The following is a 24,707-nucleotide window of genomic DNA, read 5'->3' as shown; positions in this document are numbered from 1 at the left end:
ATGATGAACAAAAAAATAATTTACTTACTGCTTCTTATACCATTTTCGGTTTTTGCACAAAACACAAAAACGATTAGTGGAACGGTAATAGACGAAGCTAGAAATGAAACTTTACCGGGGGTTAGTATCTACGCTTCAACCAAAGTAATTGGTAACAAAACGAATATAGAAGGAGTTATTCAAGCTTCAATGATTGGAACAACTACTGATTTCGACGGAAATTTCTCTTTTAAAGCACCAAAGGAAACAAAATATATTATAATATCATATATAGGTTTTGAAACAGAGAAAATAAATGTAGAAAATAGAAGTACAGATATGATAATAACACTAAAAGAAAAGGAAGAGCTTTTAGGGGAAGTTATCGTAACAGGTTATCAAAAAATAGAGAAACGTAAAATTACGTCGTCGTTTGCAAAAATTAAAACAGATGATGTTAAAAGAGCAGGAACAGCTAATATTGATCAGATGCTTTCTGGAGAAATTTCAGGAGTACTTGTTCAACCAACTAGTGGCGCTCCTGGTGCACCCGCTAAAATTCAAATTAGAGGTACTTCAACTTTAAACGGTTCTTCTGATCCTTTGTGGGTTTTAGATGGAATTCCTTTACAAGGGAATGATATCCCTAAAGATTTTAGAGATAAAGATAATATTGATAACTTAAAATCTTTTCCAATTGCAGGAATCAATCCTGAAGATATTGAAGAAATAACAGTTTTAAAAGACGCCTCTGCAACCTCTATTTATGGAGCAAGAGCTGCAAACGGAGTAATTGTAATTACGACTAAAAAAGGTAAAGAGGGGAATATGAGGATAAACTTTAATGCGAGCACATTCTTAACTTTACGTCCTGATTTTGATAGGTTAAACTTGATGAATGCTTCTGAGAAAGTAGATTTTGAATTAGGTTTAGCTCGTAGATCAGACTTAACTTATCAAAGTGAAAGAGGAGAAGTTTCTCGTATTTTACAGGCCTATGGAGAATATAATAATTTCCAAAATAATGGTTTTTCAAGTATAAATCCGCTAGCTCAGAATGCAATTAATAGCTTAAGAAACAAAGATATTAATTGGGGGAATGAGTTGTATCAAGCAGCAATAAATCAACAATACGGATTAACACTTTCAGGTGGAAGTGAAAAATCAAGATATTATTTCTCTTTAGGATATTTTGATGAAGAAGGAACAACAAAAGGTACTGGTTTAAACAGGTATAATCTTACGTTTAAAAATGACTATGATGTAAATGATAAACTAAATGTAGGAGTGTCTGTTTTTGCAAGTAGAAATAAAAGCACATCATATATTACTGGTGCAGATGCATACACTAACCCAGCAAATTACTCAAGAAGAGTAAACCCTTATTTCACTCCATACAACGCAGATGGAGGTTATAATTATGACCCAGACTTGATTGAAAGATCAGATTTAAATTTAAAATACAATCCATTAGAAGAAAGACAAAATACAAATCAAGAGTTAACATCTTATTCTATTAAACCAATAATTGATCTTACATATAAGTTTGATAATGCTTTAACATTATATACTCAATTAGGTATGCAGTTTGACTTTGATCAAACTGAAAAATTTGGAGATAAAAACAGTTACTACACTAGAAAATATAGATTTGGCTCTAGATACCAAGATGAAGACGGTAACGATGCCTTTTTTATGCCAGAAGGAGGTATTAATCAAAACTGGAATAGTGATGCTTTTCAATATAATTGGAAAACAACATTAAATTATAACACTTCTATAAATAATATTCATGAAGTTGATGTAATGTTAGGTACCGAGTTTAGAGAGGATAAACGAACTGAAATTCATACAAAAGGATTTGGTTTTAATACAAATACTTTAAGAACTATACCTATAACAGACGAAAGAGCTTTAGGAAATGAATTGTTTAACCCATATAAGAAAACAATTAATGAAAATGCTTACGCTTCTTTCTTCGGAACAGCTTCTTACACTTATGATAGAAAGTATACAGTATTTGGAAGTTTACGATATGATGGATCAAACTTATTTGGAGTAAATCCAGAGTTTAGGTACTTACCATTATGGTCTGTTGCGGGTTCTTGGAATGTAGCTAGAGAAAGCTTTTTTGATATAGATGCTGTTAATGAGTTTAAAATAAGAGGTTCATACGGGGTACAAGGAAATATAGACAAATCAACATCTCCTTTTGTAGTAGGGAATTATAAAGATGAAACTATTTTACCAGGGAATTCTGAACAAGGAATTAATGTAATATCTGCCCCTAACAAAGATTTACGTTGGGAAAAAACAATCTCATCAAATGTAGGGTTTGACTTAGGCTTATTTAATAATAGATTATACGTTTCAGCAGATTATTATTATCGTAAAAGTTCAGATTTAATAGGATTACAATCTATACCACTAGAATCTGGCTTTAATTTTATTAATACCAATTGGGCAACATTAAGTAATAAAGGTATTGAATTAGCAATAAACTCTAGAAATATTATAAAAGATGATTTTAAATGGAGTACAAGTTTTAACATATCACATAATAAAAATAAAGTAGAAAAGATTCAAATTAGAGATAATGAATTAAAACCTTCTTTATTAGGATACGGAGTAAATGCAGTTTTTGCAATAAAAACAGCAGGTTTAGATAGTAATGGTTTGCCTCTTTTTTGGAAAGATGGAAAAAAAGTAACCGCAGTAGATTTTTATAATCTATCAGAAGGGGTTGATGGAAGCCAGTTAACAGAAGAAGAGCATAGAAATCTATATACGTATGTAGGTAACGGAGATCCTGAATTTAGTGGAGGTTTCATAAATAAATTTCAATACAAAGATTTTAGTTTAAGTGTTGCAACCAATTTTAACATAAACCAAACTATAAAACGAACACCTTCGTATCATCCAACGCAAATAAGCCCAACATATAACTATAATAAAGAAGTCTTAAAAGCAGGGACAGGAAGTTACCCAGCTTTTATAGGAAGTACAACACCAGGTTTTGAAACAGATTTAGTGTATAGTTGGTATCATACTTACGATACAGGTAATACATACAGAGATTTAGATATTTGGGTAGATAAAATTTCGTACATAAGAATTAATAGTATAAAGTTTGGATACAATGTACCAAGCAGATATTTAGAAAGTATGAATGTTTCAAGATTAAGCTTTAACCTAGAAGGAAGAAATTTATTTGTTTTCGGAACAGATTATGACGGATATTTTGATCCAGAAACCTTTGGTAGTCCATATTCTCAACCAATACCAAAAATTATTTCTTTTGGATTTAATCTTTCTTTTTAAAAAATACAGTAATGAAAAAACATATATACATATTATTAATTAGTATAGTAAGCATCGTTTCTTGTGATGATTACTTAGATATAGAACCGGTAGGACAAGTAATACCAAAATCGGTTGAAGATTACCGAAGCTTTTTAACAACAGCTTATGCAACAGAAAAAAACAACCATATATTAACTACTTATAGAGCAGATGAACTACAGTTAAGCAAAAGCTCTGTAGGTTCAGAGCAGTATGAAGATATTTATTTATGGAATGATGCGAGTGCATCACCATTAACAACACCTTTTTCGTATGCTAGTTTTTATAAAATAATTTTTCATGCAAACCATGTTATAGAAAAAGAAACAGAAATTACTGGAGATGCAACAGCAATTACCCAATTAGTTGGGGAAGCTTACGCTTTACGAGCACTACAATATTTTCAGTTAATTAATTTGTATGCAAAGGCATACGATACAACAACAGCAAGTAATGACAATGGAGTTCCTATAGTTACTAAATATAACTTAGACCAAAAGTATGACATTCAATCAGTAGAAGAAGTATATACGCAAATACTAAGTGATCTTTCTAATGCCGAAGCACGTTTAAATATAGAACAGCAAGCTTCTGGTTTTAACTATAGATTTTCAAAAATTGCCTTAAAAAGCTTAAAAGCTAGAGTGTATTTGTATAAAAAAGAATGGCAAAAAGCTATTGACGTAAGTAAAGAAGCCTTAGCTATAAAAAATACAATACAAGACTTAAATTCAGATAGTTCAATAATGCCTTCAGAATTTAGTTCTGTAGAATCTATTTTAGCATTAGATCAAGTGTCGTCTTTTGACATAGCAAGTAATGCTGCGGTTTCTGATCAATTTTTAAATAAATATGATAGAATAAACGATTTAAGATTTAATATTTACTTTAAGAAAGACGGAACAGTTTACAGAGCTGCTAAAACAGCAGACCTTAAGTATAAATCAACCTTCAGAGTAGCTGAACTATACTTAACCTTAGCAGAAGCATATACACAATTAAACGAATTAACATTTGCAAAAGAGCAACTGTTAGTATTAGTAAAGAACAGGTATACACCAGCTAAAGTTATAACTTATACCACTTATATTAATTCATTAACAAAGCAACAGTTATATGAAGAAATATTAGACGAGCGTGCACGTGAATTTGCAATTGAGGGGCAACGTTGGAATGACTTAAAAAGAACTACACAACCTGAAATAACAAAGTGGTACGAAGGAAAAAATTATACCCTAAATAAAAATGACAGTAGGTATGTCGTTCAGTTTCCAAACGATGCTAAGATAAATAACCCAAATTTTTAAGATAAAAATATCCGGCAAGTATCAAACGGATAAAAATAAATTGATACTTAATTACTAATTATTTAAATATTTACATTATGAAAAAAGTTTTCCCTTTTTTGTCTTTAATTATTGCACTTGTAATAGTAAGCTGCTCTAGTGATGATAACGATAAAGTAGTACAATCATCTTTAAACAGTATTACAAGTTTTAAAATAAACTTTGAAGGCTTAAGTGAAGATGATGTTATATACGATTTAGGAAATAACATTACAATAAGTGTTCCTTTTAAAACAGATATTACAGGTTTAGTTCCTAATATTACCATATCAGATAAAGCTACTATTTCACCAGCCTCAGGAGAAGCGGTAAATTTTGTTGACGGTGAAGCAATGCCTTTTACTGTTACTGCAGAAAATGGTGATGAGAAAGTATACAATGTTACTATTAATATTCGTGGAGAAGTAGGTAGTGGTTCTAAAATAAAGACTTTCCTTTTTAAAGACGATTATAGCGAGAGTTTAACTACTTATACATATGATGATGTATCTAACTTTATTAAGTCATATGAAATTGAAGAAGGTGGAGCAACTACAACGTACACATTGGTATATGATGATAAAAACCAAGTAATAGAAGTTAAAACTGATACGAAAAGTACAATTTACACTTACAATGATGCAGGTTTAATTGCAAGCGCTATTGAAAAAAAAGATGGTAAAGAGGTTTATACTTATACCTACACTTATGATTCTGATAATAGATTAGAAAAGAAGGTAAGGGTAAACAAAGAAAATGATAAAATAACTAATACAAGTTATGTATACAACAAAGAAGGAAATGTAAAGTCTCAAACTATTGGAACTGAAACATTGGAAAACACTTATGATGATAAAAATAATCCTTTTAAAGGTGTTTACCCATCAGCTTTTTCAAAGATAAATATAGGAATAGGGTTAGATGCAGTAAACGTAAACAACCCAACACAAGGTAGTTTTTCAAGTGATACACCTGTAACGTACACATATAACACAGATAACTATCCTGTAACAGCGTCATATGTAGTATTTGGATTCATTAACACTGACATTACGTACACTTATTTTGATTAATTGATTATTCCCCTAGTTAAGCACTCTTAGAATTTATTTTAAGGGTGTTTTTTTATGCAAATTTATAATGAATAAAGTAACCATATTATTAATAGCTATTTTATTAGTAACTTGTAAAACAAGTGCTATAAAAAATGAAGACATAGTTCTAGAATTAACTAAAGAAGAACAGCTAAATAAATTATATCAAGAAAAAATAAAACCTTTGTTTAGTTCATATATTGATATAAAAATACCTAATGAATTTAGGATAGATAAGAACGACAACTCTATTAATGCTGGAGCAGCAGATAATTATATTGAAGTAAGTCAAGGATTAGTAGATTATGATAAAGATTATATAAAAGTTTATGTACTATCTCACGAGATAGGTCACATCGTAACACTTAATCAAGCAAAAAAGTTTAAATTGGGTTCACAAATACCTTCTGGGATTGAAACAAATGATTATAAAAAAGCAGAGTATTTAGCAGACTTAATTGCGATACATTTAATGCTAACCCAAGAGAAAACTTTAGGAGAAGAATTAAAACAGAATTTAGAAGTAGTTCAATCTTTATTAGGGCCAGAAATATTTACACATCCAAGTGCTGTAGATAGAGTAGAGCTAATGAATTTGTATATTGAAAAAAGCTCTAAAGAAGATCCTAAAGTAGCTTTTAAAGAAATTTTTGAAAAGGTATGGAATGTGGATTAAAACAAAAGCGCCCCATAGGGCGCTTTTGTTACTTTCTTATTAACTCAATTCCTTAATTCAACATTTGCCACAATTTATCCTTGAGCTCCATTAAGCCTTGTTGAGCTACAGATGAAATAAATAACGCTTCAATGCCTTCTGGTAATTCTTGTTTAATTTCTTCTTTCAATTCGTCGTCTAGCATATCTGATTTTGATATAGCTAATAAACGGTCTTTATCCAATAATTCAGGATTGTGTTTGCGAAGCTCATTCAATAAAATTTCATACTCCTTTTTTATATCCTCGCTATCAGCAGGAATTAAAAAGAGTAGGGTAGAGTTACGTTCTATATGACGTAAAAAGTGATGCCCTAAACCTTTTCCCTCAGCAGCTCCTTCAATAATCCCAGGAATATCTGCCATTACAAAACTTTGATGATTACGATATTCCACAATACCTAAATTAGGTTTTAGGGTTGTAAATGCATAATCAGCAATTTTAGGTTTGGCGGCAGTAATAACAGATAATAAAGTTGATTTTCCTGCATTAGGGAAACCAACTAAACCAACATCAGCTAAAATTTTTAATTCAATACGATACCAACCTTCTTGTCCGTCAATACCTGGCTGTGCATAACGAGGAGTTTGATTGGTTGATGACTTAAAATGCCAGTTACCACGACCACCTTTACCACCTTCTAATAAGATGATTTCTTGTTCGTCTTCAATAACTTCATGTAAAATTTCGTCAGTATCAGCATCACGGATAATAGTTCCTAATGGAACAGGAATGATAACATCAGCACCATCATGTCCAGTACTTCTACTGCTACTACCATCACCACCGTGTTCAGCTCTAAAATGACGTTTAAATTTTAAATGGAAAAGTGTCCACATATTTTTATCGCCACGTAATATAATGTGACCACCTCGACCACCGTCACCACCATCAGGTCCACCTTTCGCAATGTATTTTTCGCGATGTAAGTGTGCAGATCCACGACCACCTTTACCTGATGATGCGTAGATTTTAATATAGTCGACAAAATTTCCTTCAGTCATTGTTCGTTGTTTATTTGTTGAATTGTTAAAAAGCGATTTAATCGTTATTATTTTAACAATTAAACAAGTGTTTGTTATAGTGTATCAAATACGTCTGATAAACGTTGTGTAATTTCTTCAATAGAGCCAACTCCGTTTACTCCGTAGTAGTTGTTTTGTGTTTGGTAATAGTCTTTTAAAACAGCTGTTTTAGTGTTGTATTCATTAAAACGATTACGGATTTTATTTTCATCCATATCATCAGAACGACCACTAGTTTTTCCTCTTTCTAAGATACGTTCAACTAATAAGTCTTCTGGTACTTCTAAAGCAACCATTCCGTTAATACGTTCGCCTTTTTCAGATAAAAAAGTATCTAAAGCTTTTGCTTGAGATTCTGTACGAGGAAATCCATCAAAAATAAATCCTGCAGAATCTGCATTTTTGTTAACCTCTTCTTTCAACATATTAATGGTAACTTCATCAGGAACTAAATCTCCAGCATCAATATATGTTTTTGCTAATAATCCTAATTCAGTTTTATTTTTAATATTAAATCGGAATACATCTCCTGTTGAAATGTGTACTAAATTGTATTTTTCTTTTAAAACTTCTGCTTGAGTACCTTTTCCTGCACCTGGAGGACCGAATAATACGATGTTTTTCATTTTTGGTGGTGTTGTTAATTGATAAATAGCAGGCAAGTTTCTACCATAACCTTTGTAATCTAATCCGTAACCTACAATAAATTTATCTTCAATACTTTTTCCAATATAATTTATATGTAGCTCTTTACGATAGACATCAGGCTTGTAAAAAAGTGTTACTATTTTTAGTTCTTTTAATTTTTTTGTTTTAAAGATTTCATAAATCTCTTGAAGGGTTGTGCCAGTATCAATAATATCTTCTAAAATAATAACGGTACGACCAGATAAATCTTCATTAAGACCAATTAAGCTCTTTACATTTTCTGTTGAAGAAGTGCCTTGGTAAGAAGACAATTTAACAAAACTAATTTCACAGTTTCCTTTATATTCACGTAAAAAATCGGCAGTAAAAACAAAGCACCCGTTTAAAATTCCTATGAAAATAGGAACTTCATCAGAAGGTAAATCTTTTCTTACTTGCTCAGCTAAAGAACTAACAATATTAGAAATTTCATCAGCTGAAATGAATTCTTTAAAATATAAATCGTGGAGTTTTGTAATTTTCATCAGATTGCAAAGATAGTTGCTTGATATTAAATGAAAAAACCGTTTTGAAGTTTATTCAAAACGGTTTTATGTATGTTTTTATTTAAGTTACTTGTTTTCTTCTTTTTTAGAAACGTCAAACATAATTGGCGTTGCAACAAATAAAGAAGAATAAGTACCTACTACCACACCTACGATTAATGCGAACATAAATCCTTTAATACTGTCCCCTCCAAAGAAGAAGATAGCTAACATTACAAGTAATGTTGTTAAAGAGGTGTTGATAGTCCTTCCTAATGTACTGTTTAATGCTTTGTTTACTAAACTAGCAGTAACAGAGTTTTTGCCTTCTGTAAACTCTCTAATTCTATCAAAAATTACCACAGTATCATTTAATGAGTATCCTACTACTGTTAAAATTGCTGCGATGAATGATTGACCAATTTCCATATCAAATGGCATGAATTTGTATAGTAAAGAGAATACACCTAATACTACTAACACATCATGAAAAACAGCTACTACCGCACCAATAGAGTATGCCATTTTTCTAAAACGTAATAAGATGTATAAGAAAACTACGATTAACGATCCTAAAACTGCCCATAAAGCTGATTGCTTAATATCATCTGCAATAGTAGGTTCTACCTTAATGTAGCTCATAATTCCGTTTCCTGCTTTTTCAAAACCAGGTTTAAAGTTTTCGTAAGAAGTGTCTCCTAAGTATGGTTTTAATCCTTGATATAAAGCGTTTTGAACTTGTTCATCTACATTAGTACCTTCTTCATCAATTTTGAAGGCAGTAGTAATTTTTAATTGGTGATCAGAACCAAAAGTTTTTACTTCTGGAGCTGTACCAAATACTTCTTTCAGCTGCTCTGATACCTCATTACCTTTCATGGCTTCGTCAAAACGTACCACATAAGAACGTCCTCCTTTAAAGTCTACCCCTTGCTTTAAACCTACAGTAAAAATAGAAGCTAAGCCTACTACGATAAAGAATCCTGAAATTATATAAGCTATCTTACGCTTTTGTAAGAATTCAATATTAATATTTTTAAACCAGTTTTTAGAGAAACCAGTATTAAAAGGTAACTTAGTTCCTTTTTCAACAGCACCGTCAATAAATAAACGAGTAATGAATACAGCTGTAAATAAAGAAGTAGCAATACCTATCATCAGTGTTAAAGCAAAACCTTTAATTGGTCCTGTACCGAAAGTGTATAAAATAATACCAGTTAATAAAGTAGTAATGTTAGCATCAATAATTGCAGATAATGCTCCTTTAATACTAAATCCTTCATCTACTGATTCACCTAAGTTTTTTCCACCGTTTAAGGCTTCTTTAATTCTTTCAAAAATAATTACGTTTGCATCTACTGACATACCTATGGTTAAGATAATACCAGCAATACCAGGTAAGGTTAATACTGAATTAAATGAAGCTAAAATTCCAAAAATAAATAAGATGTTAACTACTAAAGCAATGTTAGCATAAATACCAGCTCTACCGTAGTATAAGAACATCCAAACCAACACTAAAATAATAGCTAACCCGAATGACCACATACTTGCATCAATAGACTCTTTACCTAATGATGGTCCAACTACTTCAGCTTGAATAATACGAGCAGGAGCAGGTAGTTTACCAGCTTTTAAAACTGTTGCAATATCTTGTGCCTCAGTTACTGTCATGGTTCCTCCTGAAATTTGAGTACTACCACCAGTAATAGCTGCATTTACAACAGGAGCAGTATATACGTAGTTGTCTAATACCACAGCAACGAACTTACCAATATTTTCGCTAGTCATTTTTGCCCATTGCTTAGTACCGGAACCATTCATTAACATGGATACTACAGGTTTACTCAATTGATCGTATTCTTGTTTAGCATCTGCAATTACATCACCACCAATAGGAGCTTTATCTTTTCGGTTAGATTTTATTGCATACAAACCAATAATCTCTGTTCCATCAGCTCCAGCTTGAGTTTTGTAATCCCATAAAAACTTTGTATATTTTAAGTTGTTAGGTAATAAAGCTCTTACCTCCTTGTTCTGTAAGAAACTATTTACTTTCGCAGTATCTTGAACTCTAGCTTGTGCAACTAACGAGCTTACTTGTTGTGGACTCTTAGCTACATTAGGGTATAAGTAAGTAAATAAGTTCTTTTGAGTTTCAACTTTTGTAGAATCAGCAGATTCACCCAATAAATCATCAATATCATTGTCTGCCTTAGCAGTATCTTTCACTTGTTCAGTTGCAGAATCATCTTTTAACATTTCAGCAACTTTAGCGTTTGCTGTAAAGAAAAAGTTTTGAACATCTGCATTCGTGTGTACTTCCCAAAACTGTAATTCAGCAGTACTTTGTAATAGTTTTTCTACACGATCAATATCTTTAGCACCTGGTAATTCTACTTGAATTCTACCAGAGTTTCCAATACGTTGAATGTTCGGTTGTACAACTCCAAATTTATCAATACGGCTACGTAATACTTCAAAAGCAGTGTTGATAGAAGTGTTTATTTCTTCTTGTAAAGTCGATTTAACCTGCTCGTTTGTTTTGTTGAAGTCTATTTTATCACGTAAAGCCTTTGTTCCAAAAATGCTAGGGTCACTTAATTTAATACTACCATTACTTAATTTTTCGAACTCGTTGTAGAATAAATCTAAGTAATTCTCTTGGCTATCTTTTTGAGCTTCATCAGCATTCGTTAATGCTTGCTTAAAAGTTGTGTTTTGAGAATCGTCAGACAATCCGATTAAGATATCTTTTACTGATACCTGTAAAATTGCGTTAATACCCCCTTTTAAATCAAGACCAAGGTTCATCTCCTTGTTTCTGATATCATTGTAAGAGTACTTTGCAAATCCTAAATTTACTATCTCTTTGTTAGCTACGCTATCTAAGTATTTTCGTTCATATCTTGCTAGAGCTCTACCGTTGTTATCACTAACATTAGCTTTAGCATATTGTTTCGCACTATCTTCTACCTTATTGGCAAAGAATGTAAACGATAACTGATAAATACTCACTAGACCAAAAAGTATAGCAAATAATTTAATTAATCCTTTGTTTTGCATTGTAAATAATTTAAATCGACTTTATTTTAAAAACGTGCAAATATAGCGTTTCGTTAAAAGAAAAGCCAATTCTTTTATCATATTTATGTGATTAGATAATAAATAGGGAATATTTGCTAACAAATGTCAGTTTTTAGGGGGATTATATTACGTATATTTACCTATTTTTTAGCAAAATAAATAACTTAAAAATTTTAAATAATTCGCCATGGCGCATTTAACAGATATCGAAATTGCTCAAGCAAAAGAATTACAACATATTAAACATATAGCAAGTAAATTAAAAATTAAAGAAGATGATTTAGAAATGTATGGGAAATACAAAGCTAAATTACCTTTAAGTTTAATAAACGAAGAGAAAGTAAAAGAAAATAACTTAGTGTTGGTAACAGCACTAACACCTACGCCAGCAGGTGAAGGAAAAACAACTGTTTCTATAGGTTTAACAGAAGGATTAAATAAAATAGAAAAACAGGCAACTGTAGTATTGAGAGAACCATCATTAGGACCTGTTTTTGGAATTAAAGGAGGGGCAGCTGGAGGTGGACATTCGCAAGTTGTACCAATGGAGGATATAAACTTACATTTTACTGGAGATTTCAACGCTATAGAGAAAGCAAATAATTTACTGTCAGCTTTAATAGATAACAATTTACAGAGCAGCACTGATAATTTAAATATCGATCCTCGTACGATTTTATGGAAACGCGTGATTGATATGAACGATCGTTCGTTACGTCAAATTACAATTGGTTTAGGAGGAACGGCAAATGGAATACCACGCGAAGATGGATTCAACATTACACCAGCATCAGAAGTAATGGCTATTCTTTGTATGGCAACTTCTTTTGATGATTTAAAAGAACGCTTAGGGAGTATTTTTATTGGGTTCACTTTTGATAAAAAGCCAGTTTTTGCACGTGATTTAAAAGCACAAGATGCAATGGCTATTTTATTAAAAGATGCAGTAAAACCAAATTTAGTACAAACCTTAGAAGAAAATCCGGCAATTATTCATGGTGGACCTTTTGCAAATATAGCACAAGGTACTAATACAATTATTGCAACTAAAATGGGGTTGTCGTTATCAAATTATGTAGTAACAGAAGCTGGTTTTGGAGCTGATTTAGGAGCAGAAAAGTTTCTAAATATAAAATCACAATATGCAGGGTTAAATCCTAAATGTGTGGTTCTAGTTGCTACTATTAGAGCATTGCGCCACCATGGAGGATCATCAAAAGAAGAATACAATAGCCCAAGATTAGAGCGTGTACAAAACGGATTTAAAAACCTAGAAAAGCATATAGAGAATATTAGAAAATTTAATATTGAACCTGTAGTAGCTATCAATTCTTTTATTTCAGACACTGAGGAAGAAGTTAATTATGTGATTGATGCTTGTGCTAGTTTAGGTGTACAAGCAGTTGTTTCAGAAGGATGGGCAAAAGGAGGTGAAGGAACTAAAAAATTAGCTGAGGCTGTTGTTGATGTAGTTGAAAACAAAGCTACCCAATACAAACCGTTGTACGATTGGAAAAGTCCTGTAAAAGAAAAAATAGAAAAGATTGCCAAAGAAATTTATGGAGCAGATGCTGTAACCTATGATAAAAAAGCTGAGTTAAACTTGCGAAGAATTGATCGTTTAGGTTTTAATGACTTTGCTGTTTGTATGGCAAAAACTCAAAAGTCATTTTCAGATAATGATAAGTTAATTGGAAGACCAGAGGGGTTTACAGTAAATGTTAGAGAAATAGAAATAGCAGCAGGAGCACAATTTATAATTCCAATTTTAGGAAAAATGATGCGTATGCCTGGGTTACCCGCAACTCCAGCATCAGAAAATATGACAATAGATAACAAAGGGCTAATTTCTGGTTTGTCATAGGTGTTTTTTACGTTTATAACTTAAATGTGTTTTCATGTTAAAAGAGAGCCAAGTTTTAAAAAGTAATAATAGTTATTAATAAATAAGTCCCGAGTTTGTTTATCACTCGGGACTTAATTTATTAAAAGATTATTCGACAATAAGATTATTTAATTTTATGTTTTTTAGAGCTTGTAAACTCCCCTCTATAGAGTTTAAATCCCCTTTTAAATTATATTTTTTACCTTTTATATTAACAAGTATACCAATGCTGTTAATCTTACTTTCTTTGATTGTTTGGTAAACTTGATAAGTAACACCCTTGTTTTTAAAAGCTAAGGTGTCTTTTGTTTTATTGAGTCTGAAATTGTAATCTCCTCCGATCAATTCAATAGGGAATGAGAATTCTACAGTTCCATCAGGTTTAATCAAAGCGTAATTAAGAGCTAATCCATTCATGCTAAATAGAACAGCCCGTTTCTTGTTTTTAATAAGATTAAATGATAATATTTTAGAAAGCCCATCATATTTTAAATCTAGTGTTTTAGTGGTTTTGGTATTTTTTTTATTTCCGTTCCATTTTGTTATAGTAGTCGAATAAAAAGGAGTAAAAGCAGCATTTTCTTCTACAATTAAAATAGGAGTAGGTATATTGTTTACTACTTTAAAAGTTGAATATTGATGCCAGCAACAACCACTTTTAGTAATGGTATGAATGGTTTTTGTTTTGTCATCCGTTTGAAACATACCACAATATTCTTGTGCTAATCGAGTAAACTCAGGGCTAAATGTTAGTTTGTTGTTAATTTCTAGATAAATTTTAAAAGACGGTCCATGATAGCAGCTAAACTGTCCATCCATGATAGCTAAGTCTTTAACACCATCGAAATTAAAGTCTTTATAAATTAAAATACTTTGTTTTCCATATGGAATGTTTAACATACTTGTTTTAACAACTCCAGAGGTTTCTAACTCAAAAGTTAATTCATCAGAGTGTATTTCTATAATTTTTGTATTTGTTTTAGATTCGTAAACAGCAATACTTCCTTTTTTGAAAATTTCATTTTCATAACCTTTTTCAATAACCAAGAGTCCTTTATATCTTTCTGAAAAACCTATGATCTCGTAATGAGTTTGACCAAATATCTTTAGAAAAGTAAATATAAACAGTAGCGTGAAATTCTTTTTCATGAAGTAAACTATTGGGATGTTAATTCTAAATGATGTTCCATAAAACAAAAAATATATTAAGAATGAAGGAAAATAAATATAAAAAAGAAATCCTTTGGTTACTGGATAATTTACCAAAGGATTGTTTTATTTTATAATAAAAATATTTTTATGTTAATTCACACCACGTTGTTTGTTAATTTCGTCTTGTAATTGTCTACGTAATTTTTGTTCTTTTTCAATGGTCTTTTTTTTGTATTGTTCAAATTCCTCTTCAGTTTCAGTTAATAAACTTTTTGTTTCTTTAGTAACTACATTACTGTTATTAAACCTGTATATGAAGAAAGCTAAGGCAGCAAGTAAAACAAAAATAATACCCCATACTATAGAGTTGTAGGTGGATTTGTTTAAAGGAATTCCAACAAAAGAAATAGCATCTTCCTTATCAATAGAAGTAACTAAATCTTTGTTTAGTGTATCTATCTTAGTTTGTAATTCAACAATACTTTTTTGTTGTTCATCTATTTTTACCTGTTTAGCAGCAGCATCTGTTTTAATAACCTTTATACTGTCTAAAATACTATTTTGTAGTCTTAAGTATTCATTTTTTTTTACGACCTTATAAATTTGGTAGTTGTTTGATTTCTTATAAAGTTCTTTAAACTGGTTTTCAACCGTATTAGGTTGGTCAGGAGAACTGGTTTGAGCTATAATACTTTGAGATAAAATAAAGATGAATACTATTTTTAAAAATTTCATGATACTGATATTTTAGTTCAATTGATGAATACATATGGTTTAAAAAAACCCAAACGTTAAGGTTTGGGTTTTTAGTATAAGCAAGGTTATGAAACTTATTTTACTTTTTCTACAATGGCCTTAAAAGCTTCTGGATTGTTCATAGCTAAATCAGCTAAAACCTTACGGTTTAATTCGATATTATTAGCTTTAACTTTACCCATAAACTGTGAGTAAGACATTCCGAACTGACGAGCTCCAGCGTTGATACGTTGAATCCATAAAGAACGGAAGTTTCTCTTATTGTTTTTACGGTCACGGTATGCATAAAGCATTCCTTTTTCAACCGCATTCTTTGCTACTGTATAAACGTTTTTACGACGTCCAAAGTAACCTTTTGCTTGCTTCAAGATTTTTTTTCTTCTATTTCTTGAAGCTACTGAATTTACTGATCTTGGCATAATTCAAATGTGTTTTTGTAGTAGGCGACTTACTTAAAAGTTCTTTAAAGAGCCCAACTCCATGGTTAATAATTAAATTCCCTGAGCTAACAATTATTTTAAAACTAATTGTTGCTTAATGTTTGCTTCATCAGATTTATGTACTAATGTAGCATGTGTTAATGCAAGCTTACGTTTTTTAGACTTTTTTGTTAAAATGTGGCTTTTAAACGCGTGCTTTCTTTTGATTTTTCCAGTACCAGTTAACTTGAAACGTTTTTTAGCACTAGATTTTGTTTTAATTTTAGGCATCTTTGTTTTTAGTTTTATCTTGCTTATATTATTGTATGTATTATTTACCTTTTTTAGGAGCAATAAACATAATCATACGTTTTCCTTCTAGTTTCGGCATTTGTTCTACCTTACCGTATTCTTCTAATTCTTGAGCTAATTTTAATAGTAAAATTTGTCCTTGTTCTTTAAATACAATCGAACGCCCTTTGAAGAATACAAAAGCTTTTAATTTAGCTCCATCTTGTAAGAACTTAATCGCATGCTTCTTTTTGAATTCGTAATCATGTTCGTCAGTTTGAGGTCCGAAACGAATTTCCTTAACGGTAACTTTAGTTGCTTTAGCTTTTAAAGCTTTTTCACGTTTCTTTTGCTCATATAAGAACTTTTTGTAATCAATAACTTTACAAACAGGAGGAACAGCTTTAGGTGAAATTTCAACTAAATCTAATTCTAACTCTCGTGCAATCTCTTTAGCTTTAGCTAATGGATATACACCTACTTCCACGTTATCGCCTACAAGACGAACTTCATCAACATGTCTAATTTTTTCATTAATTCTATGTTGATCTTCTTTAATTACTCTCGCGGGTCTTCTACCGCCTTTTCTTCTAATTGCTATGACTTATAAATTTTAAATTACTATCTATTTTTTTAACTACCAAAAGGAACTAATGTCTTACTAACTTCTTTCTGTATTAGAGAAATAAACTCCTCTATAGTAAATGTTCCTAAATCACCTTCACCATGTTTTCTTACAGACACTGTGCCATCTTTTTCTTCTTGTTCACCAACAATAACCATAAAAGGTATTTTGCTAACTTCGGCATCACGTATCTTTCTTCCTGTCTTCTCGTTACGGTTATCAACGAGGGCGCGAATTTCGGAATTTTCTAACAAAGTTAAAACTTTTTCGGTATATTTTTGATATTTCTCGCTGATTGGCAGTACAATAACTTGCTCTGGGGTTAGCCAAAGAGGGAAATTACCACCTGTGTGCTCCAATAAAACAGCAATAAAACGCTCCATAGAACCAAATGGTGCACGGTGAATCATTACTGGGCGGTGTAATTGATTGTCAGCACCTTTGTAATGTAAATCAAAACGTTCAGGTAGGTTGTAATCGACTTGAATAGTACCTAATTGCCAACTTCTACCTAAAGCATCTTTTACCATAAAGTCTAACTTGGGACCATAAAAAGCAGCTTCACCTTCTTCAACAACATAATCTAACCCTTTGTCTTTTGCCGCATTAATGATTGCTTGCTCAGCTTTTTCCCAGTTTTCAACTGAACCAATATATTTATCAAGGTTAGCCATATCTCTAATAGATACCTGAGCAGTAAAATCTTCAAAACCTAAAGACCCGAACACGTATAGTACTAAATCAATTACATTTTTAAACTCTTCATCTAATTGTTCAGGTGTACAGAATATGTGTGCATCATCTTGAGTAAAACCACGAACACGAGTTAAACCATGTAACTCACCACTCTGTTCATATCTATATACAGTACCAAATTCAGCAAAACGTTTAGGTAAATCTTTATATGAATAAGGTTTGTGATTGTACACCTCACAGTGATGTGGACAGTTCATAGGTTTTAGCAAAAACTCCTCGTCTTCTTTTGGAGTAGTAATAGGTTGAAAACTATCTTCACCATATTTAGCATAGTGTCCAGAGGTAACATATAGTTCTTTCTGACCAATGTGAGGAGTCATAACCATTTCGTACCCTGCTTTCTTTTGAGCAGCTTTTAAGAAATCTTCTAAACGACCACGTAAAGCAGCGCCTTTAGGTAACCATAACGGTAAACCTTGTCCTACTTTTTGAGAAAAAGTAAAAAGTTCTAGCTCTTTACCAAGTTTTCTATGGTCACGCTTTTTAGCTTCTTCAAGTAGTTCTAAATATTGTTTTAACTCTTTTTGTTTAGGGAAAGAAATTCCATAGACACGAGTTAACTGGTTGTTCTTTTCGTCACCGCGCCAATAAGCACCAGCAACATTCATAATTTTTACTGCTTTAATAATTCCTGTGTTCGGAATATGTCCTCCACGGCATAAGTCAGTAAAATCACTGTGATCACAAAAAGTAATATCACCATCTTCTAAACCTTCAATAAGTTCTACCTTATATTGGTTGTTTTGTGCTTTATAGTAGGCTAAAGCATCAGCTTTAGAAATAGAGCGCATTTTAAACTCAGCTTTTTCCCGAGCACGCTCTAAAAATTTCTTTTCTATTTTATCAAAGTCTTTTTCAGAAATAGTATCTTCTCCAAAATCAACATCATAATAAAAACCATTCTCAATAGCAGGTCCAATAGTTAATTTTGCATTTGGATAAAAATCTTGAATAGCTTGTGCTAATACGTGAGCAGAGGAATGCCAAAAAGCTTTCTTTCCTGCTGCGTCATTAAAGGTATATAAAACTAACGAGCCGTCTGTGGTAAGTGGGGTGGTGGTTTCAATGGTGTCTCCTTCAAAACTTGCAGAAATAACATTTCTAGCTAAACCTTCACTAATACTTTTAGCAACATCCATTGGAGTGCTGTTCTTTTCAAATTCTTTGACGCTCCCGTCAGGTAATGTAATTTTAATCATTATATATATGTGTTATGTATAATTTCCTTACAAGTGGAAATTTTGAATCGCAAAGATATTGTAAAAGCATTTTGTAAGCAATATATAATAATTAAAGATTATAAGATTAATTTTATAAGCACAATAATTTTAGAGAGCTAATGTTTTTTAAAATGAAATAATTACTTTTAGTTTTTTTAGCGTTTGTTTTTTAGATATGTTTTTTGATTTTTTTAAAAATAAAGGTAAGCTTGAACCATTTGAAATAAAAAATAGTAGTGCAGTCTTACTCTTAATGGCTCCTGGGTTGTATGTTTATTCTGTTTTAATTTTTTATTTTAATAAAAAAGCAATAGAACTCCCTGGTTTAAGAGAAACCTTCGCTGTTGTTTTTTTTATAGCAGGAATAATACCTCTTGTGAAAAAGGAGTGGGCTGAAAAATACTATGGCTATGTAGTTTTTTTAGTGCTATTTTTATTTCAACATTACCTTATATATACAACAAAGGTAAATGATTTTTCAATAGATTATTTGTTAGGAACTTTTATTGTGATGTTTGGAGCTATACTAATTTTAAACAATAGAGGTTTTATAATGATTTTTAGTGTTTTCCAGTTATTGCATTTAACTTATTGGGGTTTCACATCAAATATAAATATTGTATTAGAATCTGCTATATTAATATCCACTTCTACTATTTTTATTTTTTCAACAATTATTTTAAATGGTCATGTAAGATATCGAAAACAATTACAAGAAATAAATTTGTCATTAGAAAATAGAGTAAAAGAAAGAACAAAAGACTTAGAAATTAGAGCAAAAGAATTGTCAGAAAAGAACGAAGATTTAGAAGAGTTTGCCTATGTAGTATCACATGACTTAAAAACCCCTTTAGGGAATTTACATGCTTTGTCAGAATGGATGTTGGAGAGTAATGTAAATGATTCAGGAAAAAATGAACACATCAATATGCTTCGAATGATGAAAGATCAAGTAGAGCAGATAGATTTATTAATTAATGGTATCCTTGATTATTCCTTAAAAGGGAATGAAATGGAGGTAAAGAAAGAAATAAAAGTAAATAATATTGTAGAGCAAATAATAGAATTGAATTCCGTTCCTAATTGTATTATAGAAATAAAGAATAAACTACCAATAATAGAGTATAATGAAACTGAGATAATCCAAGTGTTTGAAAACTTAATAGAGAACGCGATTAAGCACAACGATAAAGAATATATATGTATAGAAATAGGAAGCAAAGAAGAAGATAAAGAATATGTTTTTATGTAAAAGACAATGGTCCGGGGATAGAAGAAAAAAATCATAAAAAAATTTTTAATCTTTTTCAAAAGCTAGAAGAAACATCTTCTTTTCAATCTATAGGGCTGGGGTTGGCTTTGGTTAAGAAGATATTGAAGAGAAGAGGAGGACGTATATGGTTGAATAACGAAGAGGGGCAAGGAACTATATTTTACTTTTCGGTCATGAAAAAATAAAGGACGTGAGTGTAACTAATTATATAATAACGTATTAAAAAATATTTAAAAAAAAGGTTTAAAAATTGCTTGTTAAGTGGGGAAAGGTATCTATATTTGCACCCGCCAACGGAGAAGCGCTAAGTTTTAAAGTTAGCAAAAGTTCATAGAGATAGGTTTAAGATATTTAAAGAAAAGGTTAAAAAATAGTTTAACAAATTCTTGTTTATTAGGAAATAAAGTGAGTATCTTTGCAGTCCGAATTTTAGGGAAGCAGTTCATTAAAATAGTGTAGCAAATCAAACGAAAAAAACTTTAAAAAAAGTTTTGTCAGATTAAAAAGAGTTTGTAGTTTTGCATCCGCTTTCACAAAGCGGCACGATCACAGAAATTTTGGAAGACGATAAGTTACTAGTTCGAGTCTAGTGTTTCTACAAGAGGATGAGTCGTAAGATAAGTAAAAACTTGTCATTGGTGACTCGCCACAAGTTCATTGAAAATATTGAAATTGACAGCGTAATTAAAGAGTAGAATTACCGGTAGTAGTTTAAGAGATTAAGCTATTATAAAATTCTTTTGGAACTTAACATTAATAATATTAAAGATTATACAATGAAGAGTTTGATCCTGGCTCAGGATGAACGCTAGCGGCAGGCTTAACACATGCAAGTCGAGGGGCAGCGAATCTAGCTTGCTAGATGTCGGCGACCGGCGAACGGGTGCGTAACGCGTATAGAATCTGCCTTGTACAGGAGGATAGCCTTTAGAAATGAAGATTAATACTCCATAATGTTTAGAGGTGGCATCATTTTTAAATTAAAGATTTATTGGTACAAGATGACTATGCGTCCTATTAGCTAGATGGTAAGGTAACGGCTTACCATGGCAACGATAGGTAGGGGGTCTGAGAGGATTATCCCCCACACTGGTACTGAGACACGGACCAGACTCCTACGGGAGGCAGCAGTGAGGAATATTGGTCAATGGAGGCAACTCTGAACCAGCCATGCCGCGTGCAGGAAGACTGCCCTATGGGTTGTAAACTGCTTTTATACAGGAAGAAACAGAACTACGTGTAGTTCCTTGACGGTACTGTAAGAATAAGCACCGGCTAACTCCGTGCCAGCAGCCGCGGTAATACGGAGGGTGCAAGCGTTATCCGGAATCATTGGGTTTAAAGGGTCCGCAGGCGGTCAATTAAGTCAGAGGTGAAATCCCATAGCTTAACTATGGAACTGCCTTTGATACTGGTTGACTTGAGTTATACGGAAGTAGATAGAATAAGTAGTGTAGCGGTGAAATGCATAGATATTACTTAGAATACCGATTGCGAAGGCAGTCTACTACGTATATACTGACGCTCATGGACGAAAGCGTGGGGAGCGAACAGGATTAGATACCCTGGTAGTCCACGCCGTAAACGATGGACACTAGTTGTTGGGATTTGTCTCAGTGACTAAGCGAAAGTGATAAGTGTCCCACCTGGGGAGTACGATCGCAAGATTGAAACTCAAAGGAATTGACGGGGGCCCGCACAAGCGGTGGAGCATGTGGTTTAATTCGATGATACGCGAGGAACCTTACCAGGGCTTAAATGTAGAGTGACAGGGGTAGAGATACCTTTTTCTTCGGACACTTTACAAGGTGCTGCATGGTTGTCGTCAGCTCGTGCCGTGAGGTGTCAGGTTAAGTCCTATAACGAGCGCAACCCTTATCGTTAGTTGCTAGCAGGTAAAGCTGAGGACTCTAGCGAGACTGCCGGTGCAAACCGTGAGGAAGGTGGGGATGACGTCAAATCATCACGGCCCTTACGTCCTGGGCTACACACGTGCTACAATGGTATGGACAATGAGCAGCCACAACGCGAGTTGGAGCGAATCTATAAACCATATCACAGTTCGGATCGGAGTCTGCAACTCGACTCCGTGAAGCTGGAATCGCTAGTAATCGGATATCAGCCATGATCCGGTGAATACGTTCCCGGGCCTTGTACACACCGCCCGTCAAGCCATGGAAGCTGGGGGTGCCTGAAGTCGGTTACCGCAAGGAGCTGCCTAGGGTAAAACTGGTAACTAGGGCTAAGTCGTAACAAGGTAGCCGTACCGGAAGGTGCGGCTGGAACACCTCCTTTCTAGAGAAAGATGGTGAGTTACAATAGAGGTTAGTTTTACTCTTTGCTGTTAATTTTAAAAAAATAGACTAAGATCTTAAAAAGGAGATAATTTTTAGATGTTTGATATTAATATCTAAGCTGTCTAAGACAGTCTCGTAGCTCAGCTGGTTAGAGCGCTACACTGATAATGTAGAGGTCGGCAGTTCGAGTCTGCCCGAGACTACAATTTTAAGACTAAGTACAGGAAATTCTAGAAGTTGGGATTCACAATTCATAATTCTGAATTCATAATTTTGAATTTGCAATTGGGGGATTAGCTCAGCTGGCTAGAGCGCTTGCCTTGCACGCAAGAGGTCATCGGTTCGACTCCGATATTCTCCACTGGGCAATGCCCAGAGATAATAATAATTATTATTTCTGAGAGTATTGCAGGCAGATTGTAACTAACAAGTTTAATTACTTGTCAGTGGCGACTCGCCACAACGTTCATTGACATATTGGTAAAATGATATCGTAAAGAATCAAGATAGAGAGTTAGATAATATCTAACAACATATTTTTATAAGAACAAGAATTATAAAGAGCTCGTTGTAGTAGAGATACTACAGCAAAAAGTACAATAAGCTAAATAAGGGCGTATGGAGGATGCCTAGGCTTTCAGAGGCGAAGAAGGACGCGATAAGCTGCGATAAGCTACGGGGAGAAGCACATATTTTATGATCCGTAGATTTCCGAATGGGGCAACCCGTCATGTTGAAGACATGTCACACCTTCGGGTGAGCAAACGTGGTGAACTGAAACATCTAAGTAACCATAGGAAGAGAAAACAAAAGTGATTCCGTTAGTAGTGGCGAGCGAACGCGGATTAGCCCAAACCAATGTTGTTACGGCAATATTGGGGTTGTAGGGCTGCGACATTAGAATCTAAGAGAACTGGAATCGTTTGGAAAGACGAACCGCAGAGAGTGATAGTCTCGTACAGGTAATCGAAGAGGATATAGCAGTACCCTGAGTAGTGCGGGACACGTGTAATCCTGTATGAATCCACCGGGACCATCCGGTAAGGCTAAATACTCCTGAAAGACCGATAGTGAACTAGTACCGTGAGGGAAAGGTGAAAAGAACCCTAAGTAAGGGAGTGAAAGAGAACCTGAAACCGTACGCCTACAAGCGGTCGAAGCACATTTACTGTGTGACGGCGTGCCTTTTGCATAATGAGCCTACGAGTTACTGTTGCTAGCAAGGTTAAAGATTTAAGGTCTGGAGCCGAAGCGAAAGCGAGTCTGAATAGGGCGATTATAGTTAGTAGTAGTAGACGCGAAACCGAGTGATCTACCCATGGGCAGGTTGAAGCTGTGGTAACACACAGTGGAGGACCGAACCAGTTGACGTTGAAAAGTCTTTGGATGACCTGTGGGTAGGGGTGAAAGGCCAATCAAACTCGGAAATAGCTCGTACTCCCCGAAATGCATTTAGGTGCAGCGTTGAATAAAAGTTTTATAGAGGTAGAGCTACTGATTGGATGCGGGGGCTTCACCGCCTACCAATTCCTGACAAACTCCGAATGCTATAAAATGTTTTTCAGCAGTGAGGGCATGGGTGCTAAGGTCCATGTCCGAGAGGGAAAGAACCCAGACCATCAGCTAAGGTCCCCAAATATATGTTAAGTTGAAAAAACGAGGTTTGACTGCCCAGACAGCTAGGATGTTGGCTTGGAAGCAGCCATTCATTTAAAGAGTGCGTAACAGCTCACTAGTCGAGCGGTCGAGCATGGATAATAATCGGGCATAAACATATTACCGAAGCTATGGACTTTTAAAAGTGGTAGGGGAGCATTCTATATGTGCTGAAGGTGTGCTGTGAGGCATGCTGGAACGTATAGAAAAGAAAATGTAGGCATAAGTAACGATAAAGGGGGCGAGAAACCCCCTCACCGAAAGACTAAGGTTTCCTCAGCGATGCTAATCAGCTGAGGGTTAGTCGGGACCTAAGGCGAATCCGAAGGGAGTAGTCGATGGACAACAGGTTAATATTCCTGTACTTCTTATAATTGCGATGGGGTGACGGAGTACTGAAAGCACCGCGAACTGACGGAATAGTTCGTTGAAACATTTAGGTATTAGACTGGTAGGCAAATCCGCTGGTTTAGCTGAAGTGTGATAGTACCACAAGTCTTCGGATGCGTGGATAGTGTGCCTAAAAACTTCCAAGAAAAACCTCTAAGCTTCAGGTTATAAGAACCCGTACCGTAAACCGACACAGGTAGTTGGGATGAGAATTCTAAGGTGCTCGAGAGATTCATGGCTAAGGAACTA

Annotated in this window: 16 protein-coding genes, 2 tRNA genes and 2 rRNA genes (1 of these 20 only partly in view); 11 read left to right on the top strand and 9 right to left on the bottom strand. The window is 33.5% G+C overall.

Annotated elements, in window-relative coordinates; all coding sequences use genetic code 11:
- The 4 genes from D6200_RS08035 to D6200_RS08020 all read left to right on the top strand — a co-directional run bounded on the left by D6200_RS08035 (position 1) and on the right by D6200_RS08020 (position 6,416).
- A complete protein-coding gene (locus D6200_RS08035) occupies positions 1-3,300 on the top strand; it encodes a SusC/RagA family TonB-linked outer membrane protein (RefSeq protein WP_317039792.1) in 3,300 nt (1,099 codons plus the stop codon).
- 11 nt (positions 3,301-3,311) lie between these two features.
- Entirely contained in the window at positions 3,312-4,628 is a 1,317-nt protein-coding gene (locus D6200_RS08030) for a RagB/SusD family nutrient uptake outer membrane protein (RefSeq protein WP_073184410.1), read from the top strand.
- A gap of 77 nt (positions 4,629-4,705) precedes the next feature.
- Positions 4,706-5,719: a hypothetical protein gene (locus tag D6200_RS08025; protein ID WP_073184412.1), complete on the top strand. Its 1,014-nt coding sequence runs from the start codon at positions 4,706-4,708 to the stop codon at positions 5,717-5,719.
- A 67-nt stretch (positions 5,720-5,786) separates the two neighbouring features.
- A complete protein-coding gene (locus D6200_RS08020) occupies positions 5,787-6,416 on the top strand; it encodes a M48 family metalloprotease (protein WP_073184414.1) in 630 nt (209 codons plus the stop codon).
- A 52-nt stretch (positions 6,417-6,468) separates the two neighbouring features.
- On the opposite strand, the gene obgE is transcribed toward D6200_RS08020, so the two are convergent.
- From obgE to secDF, 3 genes are all read right to left on the bottom strand, one after another.
- Positions 6,469-7,458, bottom strand: coding sequence for a GTPase ObgE (gene obgE / locus D6200_RS08015; protein ID WP_073184416.1), 990 nt, complete (start codon positions 7,456-7,458; stop codon positions 6,469-6,471).
- A gap of 74 nt (positions 7,459-7,532) precedes the next feature.
- A complete protein-coding gene (locus D6200_RS08010) occupies positions 7,533-8,651 on the bottom strand; it encodes an adenylate kinase (RefSeq protein ID WP_073184417.1) in 1,119 nt (372 codons plus the stop codon).
- Between the two features lie 87 nt (positions 8,652-8,738).
- Positions 8,739-11,717, bottom strand: a complete 2,979-nt coding sequence (gene secDF, locus D6200_RS08005; protein ID WP_073184418.1) for a protein translocase subunit SecDF — start codon at positions 11,715-11,717, stop codon at positions 8,739-8,741.
- 208 nt (positions 11,718-11,925) lie between these two features.
- Between secDF and D6200_RS08000 the strand changes: the two genes are divergently transcribed.
- Positions 11,926-13,602: a formate--tetrahydrofolate ligase gene (locus D6200_RS08000; RefSeq protein WP_073184419.1), complete on the top strand. Its 1,677-nt coding sequence runs from the start codon at positions 11,926-11,928 to the stop codon at positions 13,600-13,602.
- Positions 13,603-13,731: 129 nt separating this feature from the next.
- Here D6200_RS08000 and D6200_RS07995 read toward each other — a convergent pair whose 3' ends face one another.
- The 6 genes from D6200_RS07995 to thrS form a co-directional block, all read right to left on the bottom strand.
- A complete protein-coding gene (locus D6200_RS07995) occupies positions 13,732-14,772 on the bottom strand; it encodes an XAC2610-related protein (RefSeq protein WP_073184420.1) in 1,041 nt (346 codons plus the stop codon).
- A gap of 153 nt (positions 14,773-14,925) precedes the next feature.
- Entirely contained in the window at positions 14,926-15,510 is a 585-nt protein-coding gene (locus D6200_RS07990; protein ID WP_047790516.1) for a hypothetical protein, read from the bottom strand.
- Between the two features lie 95 nt (positions 15,511-15,605).
- The gene (rplT, locus tag D6200_RS07985) at positions 15,606-15,950 is read right to left on the bottom strand and encodes a 50S ribosomal protein L20 (protein ID WP_028891166.1); all 345 of its coding nucleotides are present in this window, start codon (positions 15,948-15,950) and stop codon (positions 15,606-15,608) included.
- 93 nt (positions 15,951-16,043) lie between these two features.
- A complete protein-coding gene (gene rpmI, locus D6200_RS07980) occupies positions 16,044-16,241 on the bottom strand; it encodes a 50S ribosomal protein L35 (protein WP_047790515.1) in 198 nt (65 codons plus the stop codon).
- Between the two features lie 40 nt (positions 16,242-16,281).
- Positions 16,282-16,800 (bottom strand): translation initiation factor IF-3, encoded by a 519-nt coding sequence (gene infC, locus D6200_RS07975; protein ID WP_073184421.1) that lies wholly within the window; start codon positions 16,798-16,800, stop codon positions 16,282-16,284.
- A gap of 74 nt (positions 16,801-16,874) precedes the next feature.
- Positions 16,875-18,821: a threonine--tRNA ligase gene (gene thrS / locus D6200_RS07970; protein WP_047790513.1), complete on the bottom strand. Its 1,947-nt coding sequence runs from the start codon at positions 18,819-18,821 to the stop codon at positions 16,875-16,877.
- Positions 18,822-19,017: 196 nt separating this feature from the next.
- Between thrS and D6200_RS07965 the strand changes: the two genes are divergently transcribed.
- From D6200_RS07965 to D6200_RS07940, 6 genes are all read left to right on the top strand, one after another.
- A complete protein-coding gene (locus D6200_RS07965; protein WP_073184422.1) occupies positions 19,018-20,094 on the top strand; it encodes a sensor histidine kinase in 1,077 nt (358 codons plus the stop codon).
- On the top strand, positions 20,079-20,300 hold the full coding sequence (locus tag D6200_RS15570; protein ID WP_083574838.1) for an ATP-binding protein: 222 nt from the start codon (positions 20,079-20,081) through the stop codon (positions 20,298-20,300). The genes D6200_RS07965 and D6200_RS15570 overlap by 16 nt, the downstream gene beginning before the upstream one ends.
- Before the next feature lie 588 nt (positions 20,301-20,888).
- Positions 20,889-22,410, top strand: a 16S ribosomal RNA gene (locus D6200_RS07955).
- 131 nt (positions 22,411-22,541) lie between these two features.
- Positions 22,542-22,615 (top strand) — tRNA-Ile (locus D6200_RS07950).
- 84 nt (positions 22,616-22,699) lie between these two features.
- A tRNA-Ala gene (locus D6200_RS07945) sits at positions 22,700-22,773 on the top strand.
- Positions 22,774-23,009: 236 nt separating this feature from the next.
- A 23S ribosomal RNA gene (locus tag D6200_RS07940) occupies positions 23,010-24,707 on the top strand; it runs 1,175 nt beyond the window's last position.
- The 16S and 23S rRNA genes sit together here with 2 tRNA genes alongside, the layout of an rRNA operon.

The organism is Tenacibaculum mesophilum (assembly GCF_003867075.1).
Classification (GTDB): domain Bacteria; phylum Bacteroidota; class Bacteroidia; order Flavobacteriales; family Flavobacteriaceae; genus Polaribacter; species Polaribacter mesophilus.
Note: the sequence above shows the minus strand (reverse complement) of the source record. Positions and strands in the feature narration are given on the sequence as shown.